Source organism: Kitasatospora sp. NPDC056800, from assembly GCF_042789775.1.
GTDB lineage: Bacteria > Actinomycetota > Actinomycetes > Streptomycetales > Streptomycetaceae > Kitasatospora.
The window spans coordinates 1-3,474 of record NZ_JBHUAL010000367.1; the positions used below are offsets into that span (position 1 = coordinate 1).

Below are 3,474 nucleotides of genomic sequence, written 5' to 3' on the forward strand. Positions count from 1 at the left end.
CTGGGCGCCGGGCACTACACCGCCGACGTCGCCAAGGTCACCATCAGCTACGGCGACGACGCGACGGAGTACCCGGCCGTCATGGCGGGCGGCGCCTTCGTCTACACCGCGGCCGTCTCCACCGGCCCCGACGCGGACCCCTTCCCCCCGGCCCCCTACGTCCACGCCTACAACGCGGACGGCAAGGAGATCTACAACCAGAAGACGCAGCCCACGGCCAAGGACACCCACCCGTAGGCGATGCCCCAGGAACTCAGCCGAGCCGCTTGAGCATCTTGACCGAGGTCGTCTCGTAGCCGAGCGACTCGTAGAGGCCGCGCGCGCCCGTGTTGAACCCGAAGACGCTGAGCCCGAGGGTACGGGCGCCCTGCGCCCGGGCGTACTCCTCGCCGAGGAGCATGGCCCTTCGCCCGAGGCCCAGCCCGCGCTTGTCGGCGTCGATCGCGATGTCCCAGATCCACCAGGAGCCGGCGTCCTCGCTCGTGTCCGGTCCGATCCAGAGGTGGCCGACGGTGGCCCCGGCGGCATCGACCACGTCGAAGAGCGCGTGCCCGGGGCTCGGTGCACCGGAGGGGAAGTAGCGGGCCATGCTGTCGGCCGCGTGCCGGCCGGCCTCCTCGGGCGTCTGCCCCGCAGCGACGAGGTCCTTGGCGTACTCGGCCCGGCTGCGATCGAGCCAGGCGGGCAGGAGTCGGGCGTCCATGGGGCGGAGGGTCGTAGACATCGGGCCAGCCTGCCACACTGCCGGCGCTGGAGCACTCCAGTTCCCGTCCAGGCGTTGCGACCAACCGTCAGCAGCGCGAACCCCGCCCGTTGTGGCAGCAGTTCGGGGGTCGGCGACCGGACGGGGGGTCAGTGGCGGTTGCCGAGGGCGAAGAGCAGGATGACGAAGCCGGCGAACAGGTGGGTGCCCAGGATGTAGATCCCGGCGCGGATGAGCATGGCCTTGCGCCGCTTCTTCTCGTCGCCGGTGGCGCTGCTCATGGTCGGTGCTCCTGGGGTCGGGTCGTGGGGCGGTCGTGGCGGGGCCTCGGGCGGATGTGCGGGCGCCGGGCGGTCATCGGTCCGTTCCCTTTCGTGCCGTGGCGTCCGCCAGGACTCCGGTGGTCCGCAGCTCGCTGCGGGCACGGGCGATGGCGTCCGGTGTCCGGGCGAAGACCCTCCCCTGCCGCTGGAGGGTGTCCAGGACGCCGAGGGCGTCCAGGGTCCGCCGGTGGCCGTCCGGTACCCCCGCGGCCAGGACGAGGATGCCGCGCCGTTCCAGCGTGCCGATCGCGTCGCCCAGCGCCAGGGCGCCCGTGGAGTCGATCGCGGTGACGTGGGACAGGCGCAGGATGACGGCCTTGACGTCGGTGGTCTCGGCGAGTTGGAGCAGGAAGCGGTGTGCGGCCGCGAAGAACACCGGCCCGTCTATCCGGTAGGCGACGATGTGCTCGGCGAGCAGCGCCCGCTCCTCCTCGTGGTGCTCGGCCGGGGCCAGGCCGTCGTGCAGCGGCACTTGCTGGAGCCGCGCGGACCGCGCGACCTGGCGCAGGGCCAGGATCCCGGCGACCGCCAGGCCGACGACGACGGCCGTGACCAGGTCGAAGGCCAGGGTCGCGGCGGCGGTCAGCGCCAGAACGGCGGCCTCGCCGCGTCCGCTGCGGGCCAGCGCCCGCAGTGAGGCCACCTCGACCATCCGGACCGCGGTGGCGATCAGGACGCCCGCGAGCGCGGCCAGCGGGATGCCCTCGACGAGCGGAGCCGCGGCGAACACGACCACCGCGAGCACCGCGGCGTGCACCAGGGCGGCCAGCCGGGAGACGGCGCCGGAGCGGACGTTGACGGCGGTACGGGCGATCGCGCCGGTGGCGGCGACGCCACCGAACAGCGGGGCGACCAGGTTGGCCACTCCCTGGCCGAACAACTCCCGGTCGCTGTCGTGCCGTTCGGAAGCACTCATCGCGTCCGCGGCGGTCGCCGACATCAGCGACTCCAGCGCCGCCAGCGCGGCGACCGCGAGGGCCGCGGTGAGCAGGTGCGGCACCGCGCCGGGGTCGAGGAAGCCCAGCGACGGCAGCGGCAGACCGGCCGGGAGGTGGCCGATGGTCGCCACGTCCAGGTGGGCGAGGTCGGCCACCGCGGTCGCGGCGGCGACGGCGAGCAGCGAGAACGGGATGCCGGGGCGCAGCCGTGCGCCGACGAGCATCACCGCGGCGACGGCGAGCGCCACGGCGGGCGCGGCCGGGTGCGGGTGGCGGGCGAAGTCGGCGAGGGCCTGTCCGGCGACGGCCACGACGTTCTCGGCGTCGCCCTTGGTGACGCCGAGGGCGGCGGGCACCTGCTGGAGTCCGATCACGCCGGCGATGCCGAGGGTGAAGCCCTCGACGACCGGCGCGGGGACGTAGGCCATGAAACGGCCGGCCCCGCCGAGGGCGAGGGCGACCAGCAGCAGGCCGGCGATCAGGCCGACGGTGAGGACGCCGGAGGTGCCGTACCGGTGCACGATCGGCACCAGGACCACGGTCATGGCGCCGGTCGGTCCGCTGACCTGGAGGTTGGAGCCGCCGAACACCGCGGCCAGCGCCCCGGCGACCACGGCGGTGGCCAGCCCGGCCTCGGCCCCCGCGCCGGAGGCGACGCCGAAGCCCAGCGCGAGCGGCAGCGCGACGATCGCCACCGTCAGACCGGCCACCAGGTCCTTGCGCGGTGAGCGCCCCATGGCGGCGAGGGCCGCGCGGTTCGGCAGGACGGCCCGGACCCGCCCGGCGGCCCGGCCCGCGAGGGTGGTCCGTGTGGCGCTCACGCCGTCTGCTCCGCCGCGTCCGGAAGCCCGGCCGAGCGCAGCTCGGCGAGCAGCGCCCCCTGGTCGGCGATCATCTCGGTGAGGATGCGGCGCGCGGCCCGCAGCAGCTCCGCGACGTCCGGCGTGCTCAGTGCGTAGACCACGGTGTTGCCCTCGCGGGTGGCCGTGACCAGGTTGCTGCGGCGCAGGACGGAGAGCTGCTGGGAGAGGCTGGACGGCTCGATCTCGATCGAGGCGAGCAGCTCGCGCACCGGACGCGGACCGTCCTGGAGCAGTTCCAGCACGCGGATGCGCGCCGGGTGGCCGAGCGTGCGGAAGAACTCCGCCTTCGCCTGGTAGAGCGGGACGGCCATGCTCAGTCCTCTTCCTGTTCCTCGGCGGTGTGCTCGATCTCGATGCCGTGCTGGGCGGCGATCCGCAGCAGCTGTGTGACGCGTCCGGCGTACGCCTGCGCGCTGTCCTCGTCACCTGCCGCCCGGGCGCCGGCCCGCTGCCGGCGGGCCTCGTCGAGCTGCTCGCGAAGCTCCTGGTCGAATACGTCGCTCATGCGCCCCTCCTCGCCGCCGGCGCTGCCGCGCGCGACCGCATCTCTGCCGAGTACAGGGCAGCATCATCTATGCACTTGAAGAATTCTTCAAGTTGCGACTTCTGCACATCGATCTCCGCCCGGCCCGAGGACGCGGTGATCG

Annotated in this window: 5 protein-coding genes and 1 pseudogene; 1 reads left to right on the forward strand and 5 read right to left on the reverse strand. The window is 73.9% G+C overall.

Going from position 1 to position 3,474, the window contains the following annotated elements; translation table 11 throughout:
* Positions 1-237 (forward strand): annotated as a pseudogene (locus tag ACFRQN_RS40240) (hypothetical protein); the annotation flags it as partial.
* Positions 238-253: 16 nt separating this feature from the next.
* Here ACFRQN_RS40240 and ACFRQN_RS40245 read toward each other — a convergent pair.
* The 5 genes from ACFRQN_RS40245 to ACFRQN_RS40265 form a co-directional block, all read right to left on the reverse strand.
* Positions 254-703 (reverse strand): GNAT family N-acetyltransferase, encoded by a 450-nt coding sequence (locus ACFRQN_RS40245; RefSeq protein ID WP_380745614.1) that lies wholly within the window; start codon positions 701-703, stop codon positions 254-256.
* 149 nt (positions 704-852) lie between these two features.
* Positions 853-984, reverse strand: coding sequence for a DUF6126 family protein (locus tag ACFRQN_RS40250; protein WP_220450012.1), 132 nt, complete (start codon positions 982-984; stop codon positions 853-855).
* 73 nt (positions 985-1,057) lie between these two features.
* A complete protein-coding gene (locus ACFRQN_RS40255) occupies positions 1,058-2,701 on the reverse strand; it encodes a SulP family inorganic anion transporter (RefSeq protein WP_380745618.1) in 1,644 nt (547 codons plus the stop codon).
* 80 nt (positions 2,702-2,781) lie between these two features.
* On the reverse strand, positions 2,782-3,138 hold the full coding sequence (locus ACFRQN_RS40260; protein WP_380745616.1) for an ArsR/SmtB family transcription factor: 357 nt from the start codon (positions 3,136-3,138) through the stop codon (positions 2,782-2,784).
* A 2-nt stretch (positions 3,139-3,140) separates the two neighbouring features.
* On the reverse strand, positions 3,141-3,332 hold the full coding sequence (locus ACFRQN_RS40265) for a hypothetical protein (RefSeq protein WP_074005868.1): 192 nt from the start codon (positions 3,330-3,332) through the stop codon (positions 3,141-3,143).
* Between the last annotated feature and the right edge of the window lie 142 nt (positions 3,333-3,474).